Here is a 16,915-nt window from a genome sequence, read left to right as displayed (position 1 = left end):
CCTGACCGGGGCTTCGGAGGTTCACAGGGCCGGCCGCCGCGCAAACGCGGCGCCGGCCTTGTTCTTTTAATCGTTTAATCGTTTAGTCGTTTAGTCGTTTAGTCGGTCCAGCTGGGCCGATGCTCGCCCAGATCGGCGACATGGTCGTCGCCATCGGGCAGGCCGAGCGAGAAGCGCACCGGAAAACGGACCGCGATGCGATCCTGGTCCGGGTCCGACACCGCACGAATCGTGCCGCGTGCCTGCACGTGCGGGTCCTGCAGCAGCTCTTCGGCATTCAGCACCGGCGAGATCGGCAGATCGACGCCGGCCAGCAGATCGAGCCATTGCGCCAGCGTGCGGCTGACGAAGATCTGCGCCAGCAGCGCGTTGACCTCGACCTTGTGGCGCTGGCGACCGGCCCGCTCGGCGAAGCGCGGGTCCTTCAGCGACGGGAATTTGTCGCCCAACGCGTCGCGCAGGTTCAGCCAGAACTTGTTCTCCAGAATGCCGAGCGCCAGATGGCGGCCGTCGCGCGTCTCGAACAGATCGTTCTCCGGCACCACTGTGGGAGAGCGCAGCGGGGCGTCGGCATGCTGTTGCGCGGCCCAGGCGCCGTGGGCGGTCCACGACAGCATCGCATCGTGGATCGAGACATCGAGATGCTGGCCGCGCCCGTGCTGGCGCGCGCTGAGGATGGCGACGGTCAGTGCCAGCGCCGCGTAGCTGGAGGCCGCATAGTCGGACACCCGCACGCGCGGCCGCGCGACCTTGTCGCGCACCTGTACCGGCGCGGCCCAGTAGCCGGCCAGCGCCAGATAGTTCAGGTCGTGGCCGGCATGGTCGGCATAGGGCCCGGTCTGGCCGAAGCCCGAGATCGAGCACAGCACGATGGCCGGATTGGCCTTGGCCAGCTCGGCGTAATCGAGGCCGAGTCGCTGCATCACGCCGGGACGAAAGCCCTCGACCACCGCGTCGGCATCGCGCACGAGCTCGAGAAAGGCCGCCCGTCCCTCGGCCTGCTGCAGATCGAGCGCGACCGAGCGCTTGCCGCGATTGAACTGCGCGAACACCGAGGCGCTCAACGCGCGCGAGGTATCGCCGACGCCGGGCCGCTCGACCTTGATCACCTCGGCGCCCAGCTGCTGCAACTGCAGCGTCGCGTGCGGGCCGGGCAGCAGCTGGCTCAGATCGATGATCCTGACGTCCTTCAGGCAGGACCAGTCCGGCTTGGCCGATGGCTCGTTCGATGGCTTGGCCGATGTCATTGCCGGGACTCGATCAGCCGATATCGGCCGTCATGCCGATATCGCGCATCAGCGATGCATAGCGCTTGGTCTCGGCGGACACCATCTCGCGAAACTGCGCGGGCGACGCGCTGCGGCGAAGTTCGCCCGCGCTGGCCTCGAGCAACGCGTCGAGCTTGCCGCTGGCCTGGACCTCGTTGATCGCGGTGAACAGGCGCTGCGTCAGCGCCGGCGGCAGGTCGGCCGGCGCGAACAGGCCGCTCCAGTTGTCGAGCACGAAGCCGGGCGGCAGCGCCTCGGCCAGCGTCGGTACATTGGGGAAGTAGCGCGAGCGCTCGGCCGTGGTCACCGCAAGGGCGCGAACCTGGCCGTTGCGCAGGTACGAGGTGGCGGTGCTGAGCACCGGCATGCCGAACTGCGTTTGCCCCGTCAGCATCGCCGTCAGGATCTCGGGCGCGCCCTTGTACGGCACGTGGACCGCTTCGGTGCCGGTCTGGTGCAGCATCGATTCGACGGCCAGATGGGCGATGCTGCCCTTGCCGCCGGAGCCGTAGTTCAGCTTGCCCGGTGCGCGCTTCATCGCGGCGATCAGTTCAGCCGCTGTGCGGTACGGCGAGTTGGCCGGCACCACCAGCGCGGTCGGGCCGCCCGACAGCGGCGCGATGCAGGTGAAGTCGCGCGCCGGGTCGTACGGCATCTGCTTGTACATATGGATGTTGATCACGTGCGTGTTGGCCAGCACGCCGAGCGTGTAGCCGTCCGCCGCGGCGCGCTTGAGCGCGCGTCCGCCGATGATGCCGCCCGCGCCGGGCATGTTCTCGACGACCAGCGGCTGGCCGAGCTTGGGCGCGAGTTCGGCCGACAGCGCGCGGGCCATGTTGTCGGGCGAGGTGCCGGCGAGGAACGGCACGATCAGCCGGATCGGCCGGTTCGGATAGTCGCTGGCGGCGTACGCGCGCGGCAGGATGCCGCCCAGTGCCGCGGCGCCCGCGGCGGCCAGCCATGTTCTGCGATGCATTTGCTGTCTCCTGTACTGATGGCGCAGTCTGGGGCTGCGTCGATCGTTGCCTGGTTGGGGATCGTGGTGGGATGGCAACCGCCACCCAACAAACCCCTGCGCTACCTATCGAGCCTTCTCGCCCGCAGGCCCTTTCCCCGCCTGCTCCATCAGCGGCTCCAGAATCGCCCGCGCAATGGTATTGCGCTGGATCTCGCTAGTGCCGGTGAAGATGCGGAACATGCGCAGCTTGCGGAAAGTCTGCTCGACCGGATGGCCTCGCGTGACCCCCACATTGCCGTGGATCTGCACTGCCTTGTCGGCGATCTCGAAGCAGCGCTCGGACACGAACAGCTTGCAGGCCGCGGCTTTCATCCGCAGGTCGGCGCCGCTGTCGGCCAGCGCGGCGGTCTGCGCGATCATCGCCTCGCACGCCCACAGCGCCGCCGCCATATCGGCGAGCATATGCTGGATCGCCTGGAACCGCGCGATCGGGCCGCCGAACTGCCGGCGCTTGCCCGCGTACTCGACCGAAGCGCGATACACGCTGGTGGCAAGACCCAGCATGCTCGGGCAATGCAGCAGCCGGTTGACGTTGATGCGGGACATGCTCAGCTTGAAGCCGTTGCCCTCGCCGCCAAGGATATTGCTGCGCGGCACCCGCACATCGACCATGCGGATATCGGCGTCGATATGCTGGCCCGACATCGGCGTGTATTCGGTATCGACGGTGACGCCCGGCAGATCGAGATCGACCAGCACCGCGCTGATCGACGGTGGCGTGGTGCTGGCGTCGGTCACGCACAGCACGATCGCGAAGTCGGCGAACGGCGCGCCGCTGATGTAGTGCTTGTGGCCGTTGATGACCAGCTCGTCGCCGTCGACGACCGCGGTCGTCGAGATGCTCATCGCGTCCGACCCCGAATGCGGCTCGGTCATCGCGAAGCAGGTCGAGCGCTCGCCGCGGATCACCGGACCGAAATAGCGCTCGATCTGCTCCGGCGTGGCGTACTTCAGCATATTGCCGACGCGCGGCGGACCGCCGAGGTCGCCCAGCACATGCGGCGCCAGCGAGCAGCCGCTGGCGGCGATGTCGGCCTTCAGCGCGCACTGCTCGGCGATATTCAGGCCCTTGCCGCCCAGTTCGACCGGCAGGCAGGCGGCGTACAGACCCAGCTCGCTGGAGCGTCGCCACACGCGGCGCAGCACCTCCTTCGGCCACGGGTCTTCCGAGCCCAGGCCGAGCTCGCGCTCCATCGGCCGCAGTTCCTCGTCGATAAAGCGCCGGATGGCGGCCCGCGTCTCGACCAGCACGGGATTGGTCAGGTATTCGAACATGGCGTCGTTCCTTGGTGTCTTGGGCGGTGGGTCGCGCGTCAGTTCACGCGCCGTTCCTGACCCTGCCAATAGCGCTCGCGCACCAGCTTGCGGGCGAGCTTGCCGCTGGCGTTCTTCGGCAGCTCGCTGACGAAGTCGATCGAGCGCGGCGTCTTGTAGTCCGCGATGCGCGCACGGCAATGCGCGATCAGGTCAGCCGCGCTCAGTTCGCGCCCCGGCCACAGCGTGACCACGGCCTTGACGCTCTCGCCCCAGGTCGCATCGGGCACGCTGATCACGCAGGCTTCCATCACGTCGGGATGCTGGTACAGCGTCGCTTCGACCTCGGTCGGATAGACGTTGAAGCCGCCCGAGATGATCATGTCCTTCTTGCGGTCGACCAGGTAGATGAAGCCTTCCTCGTCGACACGGGCCAGATCGCCGGTATGCAGCCAGCCGTCGATCAGCACCTCGCGGGTCAGTTCCGGTTCGCCCCAGTAGCCCTGGAACACGTCCTCGCCGCGGATCACCAGTTCGCCGATCTCGTCGCCGCTGACTTCCTCGCCGCGCTCGTTGACCACGCGCACCTCGGTCTCGCCCATCGCGCGGCCGCACGAGGCCAGGCGCTCCGGACGATTGGCCAGCGCATCGGCATGATCGGCGGTGGACAGCCGCGTGACGCCGGAGGTCGATTCGCTGGCGCCATAGCCCTGCGACAGGATCGGGCCGATGCGCTCCCACGCCTCGCGAATGCGGGCCGGGGCCATCGGCGCGGCGCCATAGGCCAACGTCTTCAGGCTGGACAGGTCGGCAGTGGCCAGCGACGGCTCGGCCAGCACCATATTGATCATCGCCGGCACCATGAACACATGGGTGATGCGCAGGCGCGCGATCTCGGCGAGGAAATGCGCCGGCTCGAACTTGTCGAACAGCACCAGCGTCGCGCCGCAATACAGATAGGGCTGCATCAGCATGCCCGACGCGTGCGTGACCGGGCCGATCAGCGCCAGCCGGTCGCCGGAGCGGGCGGGGCGGTCCATGCCGAGCACGATCTTGCGCAGCGAGGCGATGCGATTGCCGTAGCTTTGCATCGCGGCCTTGATCTTGCCGGTCGAACCGGACGAGAAGTGCAGCACCGCGAGATCGGACGCCTGCGGCGTGTAGTCGGGCGCCCGGGTGTCGCCACGGCTGACGACATCTTCGTAGTCCAGATAGCCGGGCGCCGCTTCCCCGATTGCGATAAAGGTCTCGACCGAGCCGAAGCCAGCCGTCTGCGGGTTGTAGCCGGTGTAGCCCCGGCCCGCGATCATCACGCGCGGCCCGCAGTTCTCGACCACCTGGGTTGCCTCGGCGGCGGTGAAGCGCGGATTGAGCGCCGCCTTGACCAGCCCCGCCTTGAACAGCGCGCATTCGATCTCGACCAGCTCGGTGCAATTGCGCGACTGCACCGCGACGCGGTCGCCCTTGGCCAGGCCCAGTCCCAGCAGCGCATTGGCCAGCCGGGTCGAGCGCTCGTCCAGCTGGCGATAGCTGAGCGCGCGGTCGCGATACAGCACCGCGGGGCGGTCGCCCCAATAGCGCGCGGCACGCCGCAGGAAATAGGCGAAGGTCATCGATGTCTCCTTGATCTGCTTTGGCGCAGTTTGGAAGACGCGAGACATCACTACAATGCTGCATTGGAAATAAAGCCATAACCGACGGGAATGCGAGGGAAGCGGCATGGAGACACGCGATCTGGAGTACGTGCTGGAGGTGGCCGCCCATGGCGGCATCGGTCGGGCCGCCGAGGCGCTCGGCATGAGCCAGCCGGCATTGACCAAGGCGGTGCAGCGGGTGGAAGGGCAGATCGGCCTGCCGCTGTTCGAGCGCAACGCGCTTGGCATGCGGCCGACCCAGGCCGGCGCGGCCTTTATCGAGCGCGCCCGGCGCATCCGGCTGGAATATGAGGACGCGCTGGCAGAGATGCGCGGCATCCGCACCGGCGAGCAGGGCGTGTTGCGGCTGGGTTATTCGCCGTCGATTCCAAACCCGGTGGTGCTGGACGCGTGCCGTCAGCTGATGCAGGAGCGTCCGGTCGCGCGGTTGCGCTTGACCAGGCGAATGGCGCGCGACCTGATGGATCCGCTGCTGGCCGGCGAACTCGATCTGGCCATCGCCCCCGTGCCGCGCCAGCGGACCGACGAGTTCGTCGTCCACGACCTGTTCGACGACACGCTGGCGGTGGTCGCCGACGAGTCGCACCCTTTGCATCGCAAGCGCGGCCTTATGCTGGCCGACCTGGTCGATCAGGAATGGCTGCTGCCCGGCGCCCATATCCTGCTGCGCCAGCAGCTCGAGGCCGCGTTTCAGCAGCGTGGCCTGCCGCCACCGAACCTGCGCGTCGAATCGGATTTCGGCAGCGCCTCGCTGTTCTATCTGATGCGGGGCACGCGGATGCTGAGCATTGCCGGTGCGCAGATGGCCCGGCCGCTGGCGGGTTTTCGTGCGTTGCGGCTCAGCAGCGAGGAGCTGGATTTGCGGCGGCGGGTCGGCGTGATCGCGCGCGCCGGGGCCTACCTGTCGCCGCTGGCGCAGCGGATGGTGGCGATCCTGCAGGCGAGGGCGATATAGGACAGTGCGTCGGCATGCCGTGTCTTCGGCAGGGAAGGGAAGGGAAAAGAAAAGGGAAGAGAAATGGGAAGAGAAATGGCACGCCCGCCCGCCGCTATACTGAGGCACCGTTGCACCGACCATTTGTGGACGACAGCACCATGAATATCTGGCTATTTCTCGTTCCCTTTGCCATTGCGGCCGCATTGCCGGGGCCCGCGCAAGGTGCCATGTTTGCCAGGGTCGTCAGCATGGGCACCGCGTCTGCCTGGTCATTTATCGTGGGCATGGTGGCGGGCAATGCCGTCTGGCTGCTGGCGGCCGTCTTCGGGCTTTCGGCGCTCGCGGTCCGTTTTGCCACCGTGTTCGTGGTGGTCAAATGGCTTGGCGTGCTGTTCCTGCTCTATATGGCATGGCGGCTGTGGAAGTCCGATGGCCACCGCGCGGCGCAGCAGCCGGCGCGTTCGGGCAGCGGTTTTCTGGCGGGCGCCTTCCTGACGCTTGGCAATCCCAAGGCCATGGTGTTTTTCGGCGCGGTATTGCCGCAGGCATTCGATATGACGGCGTTGACGGCGGGGCAGATCGTGCTGATCGTGACCCTTGGCGTGGCCGTCGATTTCCTCGTGCAATTGTTCTACCTGATGCTGGCGCGGCAGACCCGGACCTTCATTTCCTCCCCGAAACGCGTACGGATCGTCGACCGCACCGCGGCGGCGATGATGGCCGGCTGCGCCGGCGCGATTGCCGCGAAAACGTAGGGGATTCCAGTCCCGCGTTTTGGTCGTCCGAGCAAAAATACAACGGACACAGAGATTTAAAAAGATTTCATATCGGCAAGCCCTTTGTTGTTGTATTTGTATTGGCCAGAACGGGCTGCATAAATACAAGGTCGGCGCGAGCCAGCGCCAATGCCGATACGATGAAATTCTCTGTCTTTCTGCTCGGAGCCGGAACCATCGCCGTAATGCTGATGGGCGCGGCACAGGTCAAGGGCACGCTGACGAACGCGCCGATCGCCGCGCTGGCCCCGGGTTTTCACGCCGATGGCGATCATTTTGGCGGCAGGCCCTGCGCCGAGCCGTGCGCCGAGTTGTTCCAGGGCTATGCGTGGGCGTTGATGCACGACGTGCGCCATGCCCGGTCCTGCGAAGCGGTACAGCCGGACTTTCGCGCCGGCTGCATGCAGTACGTCGATGATCTGAACATGCGGCGCAGCGCCCGGGCCGTTGCGCAGCGCCAATCCGGCCCATCCGACATCCCGGCGACGGGCGGGTCCGCGAAACCGATCGGACCCACGCCGACGCTGGTGCTGCCAGTCTCTACATCCGGTACCGCAACGTCGCCATGACGCTGCGCGGCGCGCCCGGCAGGTTCAGGTTCGGGCTCGAACCGTGGCCCGAGACGATATAGCCCTTGTCGAACAGGTTGTACAGGTTCAGCTGCAGCTCCATCGGTCCGCGCCGGTACCACGCCATCATGTCGGCCGTTACATAGCCGGGCAGCGTCACCGTGTTCTGCGGATCGGCCATGCGCGCGCCGACCAGGTTCAGGCCGCCGCCGATGCCGAAGCCGTGCCCCAGCTCCTTGGTGACCCAGACATTGCCGCTATGGCGGGGCGTCAGCGTGGCACGCTTGCCTTCGAGCGCGCTGGTCGAGCGGGTGACCTGCGCGTCGAGGAAGGCGTAGCCGGCCAACACCTTCAGGCCCCGGCCCAGATCGCCGGCGACGGTCAGCTCGGCGCCGTCGGTCCGCTGTTCCCCGATCGGCATCAGCGCGGTGCCGGTGGCGTTCGCGACCTTGATATTGGTCCGTTCCAGCCGGAATACCGACACCGTGGTGCTGAGGCGGCCGTCGAGGAAATCGTATTTGGCGCCGATCTCGGTATTGCTGGTTTTTTCCGGGGCCAGCTCGGCGTTATTGGCGGCCAGCGAGAAGGCTTCGCCCGACGGCTGGAACGAACGGCTCCATGACAGGTAGTACGACTGCGCCTTCGACGGCTGCCACACCAGGCCCGCGCGCGGGCTCCACGCGTCGTCGGTACGCGCCAGGCCGCGCTGGTTCGGGCGGCGATCGACGGTCTCCTGCTCGAAGCGGTCGTAGCGGATGCCGACCAGCGCCTTCCACTGTTCGCTCAGCGTGATCATGTCCTGGGTATAGAGGCCCAGCGTCTTGAAGGTGCCTCGGTTGGTGGTGCCCGGCGTGCCGCCGAGCAGCCGCGGCAGCGTCGGCAGCACCGGATGGAACAGGTCGACGGTGGCGACGTTGTTGCGCGAATAGTTGACCAGGTCCTTGTTTTGCTGGCCGACCTCGACGCCGTACAGCAGTTCGTGCTTCATGCCGAACAGCGTGGCCTTCTGCGTCAGGTCGGTCTGGTTGAACCAGCCATGCTCCTCGCGGTAGACGTTGGAGCGGTTCAGCGACACCGTGCGCCGCGCCGCGTTGACGGCGCCGGGCAGCGTGTTGTTGCGGTCCAGCGAATAGTGGTAATAGCGCGTCGCGTTGCGGATCGACCATTGGTCGTTGAAGCGATGCGTCAGCGTGGCGGTGCCCGAGTACACGCGCGACTGGCTGTAGTCGGCGTCGCGTGCATTGGCCGCGCCGTAGTAGGTGGACGCCGGCACCTCGACCGGACGGCCGTTGAACGCCGGGATGCCGAAGTCGGTCACGCGCCGGTCTTCCAGATAGTCGGCCTGCAGCAGCAGCTTGGTATCCGGTGCGAGCTTCAGGTCCAGCGACGGCGCGATCGCGGTGCGGTCCAGAAACTGCTGCGAGCGGTAGCTGTCGGCGCGCTGCACGGCGCCGGTGATACGGAACGCGGCCGCGCCATCGCCGAATACCCGGCCGACGTCGACCTCGCCGCGCCGGTCGGCCCACGAGCCGTAGCTCAGGCTCAGGTCGGTGATGTCCAGGCCGGGCTTCTTGGTCACGCGGTTGATCAGGCCGCCCGACGAGCCGCGGCCGTACAGCACGGCGGCCGGTCCCTTGATCACCTCGATCCGCTCGACGTTCGACAGGTCGCGGAAATACAGCGCGTCGTCGCGGATGCCGTCGACGAACTGGTCGGCGATCGCGGTGAAGCCGCGGATCGTCACCTGGTCGCGCTGTCCATCCCCATGCGAGAAGCCCACCCCCGGCACATTCTTCAGCGTGTCCTGGATCGAGGTCGCGTGCTGGTCGCGCATGACTTCGGCCGTCACCACGTTGACCGTCTGCGGCACGTCGCGCAGCGGAACATCCATCTTGGTGGCGGTGACGGTATCCGGCGGGTTGTAGCCCTCGCCCAGCTCCCGGCTTGCGCTGGCCTTGACCTTCACTTCGGGCAGCGTTTCAGTGGCCTGGGCTCGGACCGCGGCAGGGGAAAGAACGGAGGCCGCCAGCAGGGCGGCGGTGATCGGGTGACGCTTGGCTCGCATTTTGTAATGAACTGTAATATTTTGACGGAATGCGAATTATTATCATTACAAGATATGCGGTCAACTGCCTAATCACCCATTCGTGGGGTGCGGCCAACGCAGCGTCCGCGGGTGAGTGTCTCTTTCGGTACTCCGTGATCCCGGTGGACGGCGATGAACGGCGCGTGAAGCGGCGAAGAATTCACGGCCAGCACCGTTCAGGAACACGCGGCGGGCGTATGCTTGCACGGTAGTCAGCCGTCCTGTCACCCATGTCACCGCTTCGCTCGCCCCGCCAGTCTTCCACTTCCCGTGATCCGCGCAGTTCCTCGCCGTTTCGCCATTTCCGCCGCTTCTTGCCCGATCCCGAACGGTTGCAACAGCACCGGTGGCTGCGCTGGATGGGGCCGATCCTGCAGCACCCCCGTCTATGGCATGTCAGCCGACGCGGCATCGCGCTTGGCGTCGCGCTAGGCCTGTTCTTCGGCCTGCTGCTGCCGATCGCGCAAATTCCGATGAGCGGCGCGGTGGCGGTCGCGTTGCGTGCCAACGTACCGGCCGCGGTGGCCAGCACCTTCGTCAGCAATCCATTGACCTTCGGCCCGATCTACTACGCCGCGTGGCGGCTGGGCAGCGCGGTGCTGGGAGAAGGCGGCCCGCCTCCGGCGCCGGAAGCGCTGGCGGCGGTCGCGGAGCCGGGCGCGATGGTCAATCTCGTTCCGGGAGGTGCCGCGCCGGCGGCACAGCCGGCCCAAGTGGAAAAGGAGAGCTGGTGGACGGAAACCCGCCGCCGCCTGCTGGGCGTCGGCAAGCCGCTGCTGCTGGGCCTGGCGCTGACGGCCACCGTGACCAGCGTGTTGTTCTATTTCGGCGTGTCGTGGGTGTGGGCGCTGCGCACGCGCCGGATCCGGCGCCGGCGTGTGAAAGCGGCGCAAGCCGAAGCGAAACTGGGTGGCCGTGGCCCGCGCGCCAAGCCGTGAACAAGGCAGCCATCGGTCGCCCGGGTGGCCTTTTCGGCAAGTGATGCCCGCGATTTTGCTTTAGCTGTTGCTTTCCGGCATACGCATTTCTACCTAATGTTGCATTGCGTCAATCCTTTGCCTACAATTCGGGAAAACCCCATAAGGGTTATCCCTGAAAGGAAGGACGCCATGAACACCCAATCCGATATCAAGCTGACCGATCAACTGGAACGTGACCTGATCGAGCGTGAACTCGACGCTCCGCGCCTGGGCTTCGCCTACGACGTCAAGCGCGCCATCGCCGCCGTGCAAGGCGTGCTGGCCCGCCTGCAGTCGGACGCCCGCAAGGCCAAGATCGTCTTCGCGAACGGCTAAGCAGCCGGCTCGACCCCTGCATCGCGATAGTCCCCCGCTGTCGCGCTGCAGTAAGCAGTAGGGTCGGCCAATCAAAAACCGGCCCGGTATCGGCCTCGCAGCAATGCGCTGCGGGACCGATGCCGGGCCGGTTTTTTTGTTGGGCCGATCAGCGTGTGCTGCTTTCCGATTCGTTCGGCGTTCCGTTCGTACCGTCGCCGGCGGCCGCTTCCGCGCGTGCAGGGATTGGGGCGGGGCGGCTCACCGCCGCCGCGGCGGGACGCGGCTGCCACGACACGCTGATGTCGCCGTTGACGAAGGTCTGGCAGGCCAGCCGGTGGCCGCTCGCCAGCTCCTGCTCGGTCAGCAGTTTTCTCTCCTTGGCCTTGACCTCGTCGGTGTGCTCGAGGCCGCTGTCGATGTGGCACTTGCAGGTCCCGCAAAGGCCGCCGCCGCACTTGAACGGGATGCCGCCCTGTTCGCGCAGCGAGACGCGCAGCAGGTTGCTGTTGGGCGGGGCGGTGGCGGTCTTGCCGTTGTTGCTGACGAAGGTGATCTGGATCATGGCGATGCGCTGCGAGAGAGCGTGTTCGGGATTTCGGGATGTCGGATGTCAGATGGCGACCAGCGTCAGTTCCATGCTGCCGAACGAGGCGAGCCGGCGCAGTTCCTCGCGCGCCGCTTCGACGGTGGCGTACTTGTCCAGGAACTTGGTCGGGACGTGGTTGACGATGCCGGGCGGCGTTTCCTCGACCACGCGGACCTTGGCCTCGTGCTCGAGCCGGGCGATGACGAAGCGCACGGTGGGTTTGCCGTAGAAGCGGTACTCGTAGCGTTCCACCGGCGTGACGCCGTCGACCGGCTCGGTGCGGAACTGGCCGGGGCGGCTGGTCAGGATCACGTACATGGCTTGCGACTCACGATGCAGGCCATCAGGCCTTGATGCCGGCCGGTACGCGGCCCGCGGCGCCGGCGGCTTCCTCGGCCGGCGACAGTTCATCCTGCGCCAGCTCGATGTCGTGTTCGATCCAGAGCTGGCAGATCAGCCGGTAGCCCTGCTCGAGCCGCTCGCCCAGCTGCTTTTTCTCTTTCCAGTTCGGCGGCGGCAAATGTTCGGCGCCGGAGAGCACGCGGCAGGCGCATTTCGAGCACTTGCCCATGCCGCACTCGTAGCGCAGGTTCGGATAGGGAAACTGCCGGATCCCGGCGCGCACGACCAGATTGGTACGAGGTGCGACCTCGTCGCTGTGAACCTGGCCGTGCCGGTGAAGAAGAACCTTGGGCATGATGTCGTCCTGCTTGTTGCTGTCTACTTGGCTATCTGTCTAGCTATCTGCGGATGGGAGGCGAGGGCGGCGGCCGCTCAGGACCACAGCAGCATCGCGGCCACGGTCGAACACGCCAGCCCGATCACCACCGGAATCAGCAGCGCGCGCACCGCGTCGAGCACCGGCACCCGGGCGAAGCCGGCCACCGCGATCAGCGAGGACCAGGCGATCAGCGTGCCGCCACCGGTCCAGACCGCGCCCATCTGGCCGACCGCCGCCAGCGTGGCCGGATCGAAGCCCACCACCGGGCCCAGTGCGCCGGCCAGCGTGCCGGTCAGCGGCAGGCCGGCGAAGCCGGAGCCGTCGATGCCGGTGATCATGCCGACCAGCAGCACGCCGAACGCGACCAGCATGTGGTTGTCGGGAATCAGGTGCTGATACGACTGGATCAGTTCGAACAGCAGGCTCGGGGCCTTGCCTGGCGGCAGGCCGAGGATCTGCGCGGCAGTCTCGCCGGCGCCGACGAAGAAGAAGCCGGCGATCGGCAGCACCGAACCCATCGCCTTGAAGGCGAACACGAAACCGTCGGTGATGTGCTCGGGGCAGACATCCAGCATCCGGCGCGGGCCTTCGGCGGCCAGCGTCGCCAGCATCATCAGCACCGCGGCCACGCCGCCGACCAGAGCGGCGGCCTCGCCCCCCTTCAGGTCCTGCACGCCGGTGCCGAGCTTGGGCAGCACCATCACGGTGACCACCGCCAGGAAGGCGATCGGCGTCACGATGGCAAAGCACTTCGACCATTTGATCCGCTTGCGCTCGACCATCGACAGGCTGGCCTCGATATTCGATTCGGTGGCCAGCGGCTCCTCATGCGCGGTGGCGCGGGCGATCTCCGCCTTGTCGAAGGTGCCACCGCCGCCGCCGTCGTCACCTAAGCCCAGCGCGGCCCCGCTGGCGCGCTGTTGCCAGCGGTCCAGCAGCGTGCCGCTGGCCGGGACGATGTGCTTGCGCATCGACAGGTAGGCCAAACACAGCGCGATCGCGCCGGTGATGATCGACAGCGTCAGCGCGCGGTCGGCGACCACGGCCGCGCTGACTGCGGCGCCGGCCGCCTTGGCGCTGATGCCCGGGGCGACGCCGATCACATAGTCCGACGACAGCGCCATGCCCTGGCCGGCAATCGCGATCGCCATCGCGCCCGCCAGCGGCGGCAGTCCGGCCGCGATTGCCGCTGGCAGCAGGATCGCGGAGACCAGCGGCACCGCGGGCGTGGGCCAGAAGAACAGCGAAATCACATAGGTCACGCCGGCCAGGATGAAGAAGGCGCTGTGGCCGTTCTTCATCACCACGCGAAACGGCTCGACCATGCGGATATCCGAGCGCAGCGTCTTCAGCGCGTTGAGCAGCGCGGTCATGAAGGCGATGACCAGGAAGATATTGAACAGCTCCTTGGCGGCCACCAGGCTGGCCGAGAACACGCCCGCCAACGCGGATACCGGGCTGCCGGTCAGCGCGAACACGACCAGCGCGGTCCCCACGATGGAGGGCACGACGACATTGGCGCGCAGGATCATCGTCAGCACGATGACCGCGACCCCCATGAGATATATCCAGTGCGCGGCACCGATCACGACTTCGTGTTGCATGAAAGCTCCGTGGGGCGAGAGGTGGTTCGTCTAGCTCGACCGTCCTTCGGGTGGGGGTCTGAACGGTATACTATATTCCGCACGGCTACGCCGACAAGCGAAATCGTATACGGATATACGCTGATACCGGGGTGGGGTAGATCGCCGGAAAGGCGCACCAGCACTGGGATTGATGCCCTGCGAGCAGCACCGTTGCGGTGCGCCGGTCACGGGGTGGCTTGCGTTCTGAGGGATGCGTTATGTAGACTGTATACCACTACGGGCGGCCCGGGCATTTTGCAGCCGGCCATTGCCCGTCTCTGAGACGTGCCGCCTCGAGGCGGTCCGCTCCTCCAACCCCTCTTCCTCATGACCACCACGCTGCCCGCGCTGATTGCCAGTCTGTTGCCGACGCTGTCGCCGGCGACGTCCTTGCTGCCTGACGTGCCGCTGTCCGAATACGGGTGGATGGGTGCGACGATCTTCGCGGGCGCCTGCCTGCAGGGCGTGGGCGGCATCGGCTTCGCGATGCTGGCGGCACCGCTGGCCGCGATGTTCTTTCCGCAGCTGGTGCCGGGGCCGCTGTTGGCGATGGGCGGCTGCCTGTCGCTGCTGGCCGCGCTGCGCGAGCGCGAGGCGATTGCCTGGCGTTTGACCGGAACCGCGTTGCTGGGCCGCACGCTCGGCGGCCTGATCGGCGTGCTGGCCATTGCCTGGCTGCGGCCGCAGTGGCTGGCGGTGGTGTTTTCGTTGTCGATCCTGCTGGCGGTGGCGCTCAGCGCCCTTGGCTGGCGCGTGCGGCCCTCCGCTGGGAATCTGGCCATCGCCGGCACCGCGTCCGGCTTCATGGCGACGCTGACGTCGGCGGGCGCGCCGCCGTTCGCCATCGTGATGCAGCACATGAGTCCGGCGGCGATGCGCGCGACGGTCGGCTGCATTCTCGGTGGCGGCGCCGTGTTGTCGCTGGCGATGCTGGCCGGCGCGGGACGCTTCGGTATTGCGGACCTGACGTTGAGCGCGCTGCTGGCGCCGTTCCTGCTCGCCGGGTTTGCGGTGTCGAGCCGGCTCAAGGCGCGTGTGTCGGCGGTGGCCGTGCGCCGGTTGCTGCTGGCTTTGTGCGCGGCGGGCGCGATCGCCGTGCTGGTCAAGGTGGTGGTGCAGGGCTGAGCTGCCTGGCCCCCTCTACCTCGCTTCAACTTCAACTACATCCATCCACCATCGCAGGAGACCCGATGCAGCACATCACAGACGAAATGGTCGATCGCCACGTCGCGCCGGAAGACGTGCAACGCATCATGCTGGAGGCGTTCCGCAGCTTCGGCCAAGGCAAAGCCGCCATGCAGCAGCGCATCCGTACCGAGGCGGGCGGCGTCAAGCTGTCGACGCTGGGCGCGGTGATACCGGATCAGGGCGTGGCCGGCGCCAAGGTCTACACGACCATCGACGGGCAGTTTTCCTTCGTGATCCTGCTGTTCTCGACCGAGGATGGACGGCCGCTGGCGTCGTTCGACGCGGGCGCGATCACCCGGCTGCGCACCGCGGCTTGCACGGTGGTCGCGGCGCGCCATCTCGCGCGGCCCGATGCTCGCACGCTGGCGCTGTTCGGTGCCGGCACGCAGGGCGCCGCGCACGCGAGGCAGTTGAGCGCCGCGTTGCCGCTCGAGCGCATCCTGCTGTGCGATCCGTATGCGCCGGCCGATCTGCCGGAGCGGCTGAGCCAGAGCTGCGGCATTCCGGTGCTCGTGACGGAGAACGAGGCTGCGGTGCGAGAGGCCGACATTGTCGTCACAGCCTCGCGCTCGACCACGCCGCTGTTTTCCGGGGAGGCGATCAAGCCCGGGGCATTCGTGGCGGCAATCGGTTCCAGCCTGCCGCATACGCGCGAACTCGACGACGTGGCGCTGTCGCGCGCCTCGGCGGTGGTCGTCGAATGGAAGCCACAGTCCACGCGCGAAGCCGGCGACATCGTGATGGCGGGGCAGGGCGTGCTGCCCGAGTCGAAGCTGATCGAGCTGGCCGACGTCGTGCTGGAGCGCGCGCAGCCGCGGCGAAGCGACGACGACATCGTCATCTACAAGTCCGTGGGCGTGGGCCTGGAGGATGTGGCATTGGCCGGGCTGGCGTGGCAGCGGGTGCAGGCGGCGGCGCGATGAGTCGTTAAGCCACTCGGTCGCCGCCTGCGCGGGGACGACATGGAAGTGTTCCGTCGTCCCCGCGAACGCGGGGACCCAGCGACTTGCTTCGCGGCCGAACTCCGACTCGCCAGAAACCCAAGGTAAACCCCGACGAATAAAGCCGCCCAGGCCCTTGTCCGTCCCGCTTAAATGTATATAGTATACAAACATCGGATGAACGATCCGTCCGACCCAACCATCCCGAACCGTCAGCCAACAAGGAGCCCCACATGGCCGAACTGATGAACCGAGAAGAATTCCGCGCCGCGCTGGAAGAAGCGATCAAGGGCAAAAGCGCCAACCAGGCGCCGTTCAGCAAGGCCTGGGCCACTGGCAAGCTGAGCCGGGCGCATCTGGCCCGCTGGGCCGAGAACCACTATCACTATGTCGGGCCGTTCGCCGATTATCTGGGCTACATCTACGCCCGGATGCCGGATCGGTATACCGAGGCCAAGGATTTCCTGCTGGCCAATATGTACGAAGAGGAAATCGGCGGCGACCGCCACACCGACCTGCTGATCCGATTTGCCGAGGCCTGCGGCACGACCCGTGAGCGCGTGATCGATCCCGACAACATGTCGCCGACCACGCGCGGCCTGCAGTCGTGGTGCTATGCGGTGGCGATGCGCGAGGATCCGATCGTCGCGGTGGCCGGCCTGGTGGTCGGGCTCGAGTCGCAGGTGCCGTCGATCTACCGCAAGCAGACGCCGACGCTGCGCGAGAAGTACCAGTTCACCGACGAGGAGGTCGAGTTCTTCGACCTGCATATCGTCTCGGACGAGATCCATGGCGAACGCGGCTACCAGATCGTGCTCGAGCACGCGAACACGCCCGAGCTGCAGCAGCGCTGCCTGAAGATCTGCGAGATCGGCGCCCAGATGCGGCTGCTCTATACGACCGCGCTGTACTACGACTACGTCGCGCATGAGCTGCCGCTGCCCGAGCTGGAAATGGCTGCCTGAGCGCGACGCTCGAACCGTGCCGCGCGGCGCCTACCGGCGCCGCGCTCTT

General features: G+C 66.9%; 17 protein-coding genes. 7 read left to right on the top strand and 10 right to left on the bottom strand.

The features are described 5' to 3' along the window. Nucleotides 1-98: 98 nt before the first annotated feature. The 4 genes from LRR16_RS17075 to LRR16_RS17060 all read right to left on the bottom strand — a co-directional run bounded on the left by LRR16_RS17075 (nt 99) and on the right by LRR16_RS17060 (nt 5,153). Entirely contained in the window at nt 99-1,247 is a 1,149-nt protein-coding gene (locus LRR16_RS17075) for a CaiB/BaiF CoA-transferase family protein (RefSeq protein ID WP_232206608.1), read from the bottom strand. A 13-nt stretch (nt 1,248-1,260) separates the two neighbouring features. Continuing rightward, nucleotides 1,261-2,244, bottom strand: coding sequence for a tripartite tricarboxylate transporter substrate binding protein (locus tag LRR16_RS17070; protein WP_232206607.1), 984 nt, complete (start codon nt 2,242-2,244; stop codon nt 1,261-1,263). A gap of 105 nt (nt 2,245-2,349) precedes the next feature. After that, entirely contained in the window at nt 2,350-3,561 is a 1,212-nt protein-coding gene (locus tag LRR16_RS17065) for an acyl-CoA dehydrogenase family protein (protein ID WP_232206606.1), read from the bottom strand. Between the two features lie 38 nt (nt 3,562-3,599). Next, nucleotides 3,600-5,153, bottom strand: coding sequence for an AMP-binding protein (locus LRR16_RS17060; RefSeq protein ID WP_232206605.1), 1,554 nt, complete (start codon nt 5,151-5,153; stop codon nt 3,600-3,602). Between the two features lie 106 nt (nt 5,154-5,259). Here LRR16_RS17060 and LRR16_RS17055 point away from each other — a divergent pair, with 106 nt between their 5' ends. Continuing rightward, a complete protein-coding gene (locus tag LRR16_RS17055) occupies nt 5,260-6,150 on the top strand; it encodes a LysR family transcriptional regulator (RefSeq protein WP_232206604.1) in 891 nt (296 codons plus the stop codon). Between the two features lie 125 nt (nt 6,151-6,275). Further along, the gene (locus tag LRR16_RS17050) at nt 6,276-6,887 is read left to right on the top strand and encodes a LysE family translocator (protein ID WP_232206603.1); all 612 of its coding nucleotides are present in this window, start codon (nt 6,276-6,278) and stop codon (nt 6,885-6,887) included. A gap of 56 nt (nt 6,888-6,943) precedes the next feature. On the opposite strand, the gene LRR16_RS17045 is transcribed toward LRR16_RS17050, so the two are convergent. Both LRR16_RS17045 and LRR16_RS17040 read right to left on the bottom strand, forming a co-directional pair. Further along, nucleotides 6,944-7,369, bottom strand: a complete 426-nt coding sequence (locus LRR16_RS17045) for a hypothetical protein (RefSeq protein WP_232206602.1) — start codon at nt 7,367-7,369, stop codon at nt 6,944-6,946. Nucleotides 7,370-7,448: 79 nt separating this feature from the next. After that, on the bottom strand, nt 7,449-9,542 hold the full coding sequence (locus LRR16_RS17040; protein WP_232206601.1) for a TonB-dependent siderophore receptor: 2,094 nt from the start codon (nt 9,540-9,542) through the stop codon (nt 7,449-7,451). Nucleotides 9,543-9,895: 353 nt separating this feature from the next. On the opposite strand from LRR16_RS17040, the gene LRR16_RS17035 reads away from it, so the two are divergent. Beyond that, nucleotides 9,896-10,501, top strand: a complete 606-nt coding sequence (locus LRR16_RS17035; RefSeq protein ID WP_232206600.1) for a DUF2062 domain-containing protein — start codon at nt 9,896-9,898, stop codon at nt 10,499-10,501. A gap of 171 nt (nt 10,502-10,672) precedes the next feature. Next, nucleotides 10,673-10,858, top strand: a complete 186-nt coding sequence (locus tag LRR16_RS17030) for a hypothetical protein (RefSeq protein ID WP_006575737.1) — start codon at nt 10,673-10,675, stop codon at nt 10,856-10,858. A 148-nt stretch (nt 10,859-11,006) separates the two neighbouring features. On the opposite strand, the gene LRR16_RS17025 is transcribed toward LRR16_RS17030, so the two are convergent. From LRR16_RS17025 to LRR16_RS17010, 4 genes are all read right to left on the bottom strand, one after another. Next, the gene (locus tag LRR16_RS17025; RefSeq protein WP_064574001.1) at nt 11,007-11,402 is read right to left on the bottom strand and encodes a 2Fe-2S iron-sulfur cluster-binding protein; all 396 of its coding nucleotides are present in this window, start codon (nt 11,400-11,402) and stop codon (nt 11,007-11,009) included. Nucleotides 11,403-11,450: 48 nt separating this feature from the next. Beyond that, complete coding sequence (locus LRR16_RS17020) at nt 11,451-11,744, bottom strand: hypothetical protein (protein WP_006575735.1); 294 nt, start codon at nt 11,742-11,744, stop codon at nt 11,451-11,453. Nucleotides 11,745-11,769: 25 nt separating this feature from the next. Beyond that, entirely contained in the window at nt 11,770-12,123 is a 354-nt protein-coding gene (locus LRR16_RS17015) for a 2Fe-2S iron-sulfur cluster-binding protein (RefSeq protein ID WP_006575734.1), read from the bottom strand. Nucleotides 12,124-12,200: 77 nt separating this feature from the next. After that, nucleotides 12,201-13,751 carry a hypothetical protein gene (locus tag LRR16_RS17010; protein WP_006575733.1) on the bottom strand — a complete coding sequence of 517 codons (1,551 nt, stop codon included), beginning with the start codon at nt 13,749-13,751 and terminating at the stop codon, nt 12,201-12,203. A gap of 348 nt (nt 13,752-14,099) precedes the next feature. Between LRR16_RS17010 and LRR16_RS17005 the strand changes: the two genes are divergently transcribed. The 3 genes from LRR16_RS17005 to LRR16_RS16995 all read left to right on the top strand — a co-directional run bounded on the left by LRR16_RS17005 (nt 14,100) and on the right by LRR16_RS16995 (nt 16,866). Next, complete coding sequence (locus LRR16_RS17005) at nt 14,100-14,897, top strand: sulfite exporter TauE/SafE family protein (protein WP_232206599.1); 798 nt, start codon at nt 14,100-14,102, stop codon at nt 14,895-14,897. 65 nt (nt 14,898-14,962) lie between these two features. After that, on the top strand, nt 14,963-15,883 hold the full coding sequence (locus tag LRR16_RS17000; RefSeq protein ID WP_232206598.1) for an ornithine cyclodeaminase family protein: 921 nt from the start codon (nt 14,963-14,965) through the stop codon (nt 15,881-15,883). Nucleotides 15,884-16,134: 251 nt separating this feature from the next. After that, nucleotides 16,135-16,866, top strand: coding sequence for a TenA family transcriptional regulator (locus LRR16_RS16995; protein ID WP_064573995.1), 732 nt, complete (start codon nt 16,135-16,137; stop codon nt 16,864-16,866). Nucleotides 16,867-16,915: the final 49 nt, after the last annotated feature.

This window comes from Cupriavidus sp. UGS-1 (assembly GCF_021213615.1).
Lineage (GTDB): Bacteria > Pseudomonadota > Gammaproteobacteria > Burkholderiales > Burkholderiaceae > Cupriavidus.
This window is presented reverse-complemented; position numbering and strand designations above follow the sequence as displayed.

Excerpts from the sequence above, each read along its gene's own strand:
- LRR16_RS17040 (WP_232206601.1), bottom strand. The coding sequence starts at position 9,542 with ATGCGAGCCAAGCGTCACCCGATCACCGCCGCCCTGCTGGCGGCCTCC.
- LRR16_RS17075 (WP_232206608.1), bottom strand. The coding sequence starts at position 1,247 with ATGACATCGGCCAAGCCATCGAACGAGCCATCGGCCAAGCCGGACTGG.
- LRR16_RS17005 (WP_232206599.1), top strand. The coding sequence starts at position 14,100 with ATGACCACCACGCTGCCCGCGCTGATTGCCAGTCTGTTGCCGACGCTG.
- LRR16_RS17070 (WP_232206607.1), bottom strand. The coding sequence starts at position 2,244 with ATGCATCGCAGAACATGGCTGGCCGCCGCGGGCGCCGCGGCACTGGGC.
- LRR16_RS17010 (WP_006575733.1), bottom strand. The coding sequence starts at position 13,751 with ATGCAACACGAAGTCGTGATCGGTGCCGCGCACTGGATATATCTCATG.
- LRR16_RS16995 (WP_064573995.1), top strand. The coding sequence starts at position 16,135 with ATGGCCGAACTGATGAACCGAGAAGAATTCCGCGCCGCGCTGGAAGAA.
- LRR16_RS17015 (WP_006575734.1), bottom strand. The coding sequence starts at position 12,123 with ATGCCCAAGGTTCTTCTTCACCGGCACGGCCAGGTTCACAGCGACGAG.
- LRR16_RS17030 (WP_006575737.1), top strand. The coding sequence starts at position 10,673 with ATGAACACCCAATCCGATATCAAGCTGACCGATCAACTGGAACGTGAC.
- LRR16_RS17025 (WP_064574001.1), bottom strand. The coding sequence starts at position 11,402 with ATGATCCAGATCACCTTCGTCAGCAACAACGGCAAGACCGCCACCGCC.
- LRR16_RS17020 (WP_006575735.1), bottom strand. The coding sequence starts at position 11,744 with ATGTACGTGATCCTGACCAGCCGCCCCGGCCAGTTCCGCACCGAGCCG.
- LRR16_RS17065 (WP_232206606.1), bottom strand. The coding sequence starts at position 3,561 with ATGTTCGAATACCTGACCAATCCCGTGCTGGTCGAGACGCGGGCCGCC.
- LRR16_RS17060 (WP_232206605.1), bottom strand. The coding sequence starts at position 5,153 with ATGACCTTCGCCTATTTCCTGCGGCGTGCCGCGCGCTATTGGGGCGAC.
- LRR16_RS17055 (WP_232206604.1), top strand. The coding sequence starts at position 5,260 with ATGGAGACACGCGATCTGGAGTACGTGCTGGAGGTGGCCGCCCATGGC.
- LRR16_RS17000 (WP_232206598.1), top strand. The coding sequence starts at position 14,963 with ATGCAGCACATCACAGACGAAATGGTCGATCGCCACGTCGCGCCGGAA.